This is a genomic window from Mesorhizobium sp. LNHC252B00 (assembly GCF_000502955.1).
GTDB lineage: Bacteria > Pseudomonadota > Alphaproteobacteria > Rhizobiales > Rhizobiaceae > Mesorhizobium.
Map to the genome: position 1 here is coordinate 1 of NZ_AYWO01000154.1, position 352 is coordinate 352.

The following is a 352-nucleotide window of genomic DNA, read 5'->3' on the forward strand; positions in this document are numbered from 1 at the left end:
ATGCTGATCTGCCATTGCAACATCATCACCGAGAAGGAGATCGAGCAGACGATCATCGGCCTGCTGGATCAGGATCCCTGGCAGCTCATCGTGCCGGCAAAGGTCTATCACGCCATGCACAAACGGGGTCGCTGTTGCGGCTGCTTCCCAAATGTGGTGGAAACGATCATTCGGGTCACCGAGAACTACCACGCCCGCTCGCAGGCAAGCGGCATGGACATCGTTTCACATCTGGATCGCGTCAGAGGCCTGCGCGTCCAATACGGGAGCAGAACCCATGAAAGGCGAACCACAGATCATCGAGCGGCTTAACGAGGCTCTTTTTCTGGAGCTGGGGGCCGTCAATCAGTAC

Annotated in this window: 1 protein-coding gene and 1 pseudogene; both read left to right on the plus strand. The window is 57.1% G+C overall.

The features are described 5' to 3' along the window. Positions 1 to 312 (plus strand): (2Fe-2S)-binding protein (locus X744_RS00035; RefSeq protein WP_023763271.1); only part of this gene is annotated, 312 nt, incomplete at its 5' end. Next, positions 278 to 352 (plus strand): annotated as a pseudogene (locus X744_RS1000000174305) (bacterioferritin); the annotation flags it as partial. The gene X744_RS00035 and the pseudogene X744_RS1000000174305, both read left to right, overlap by 35 nt.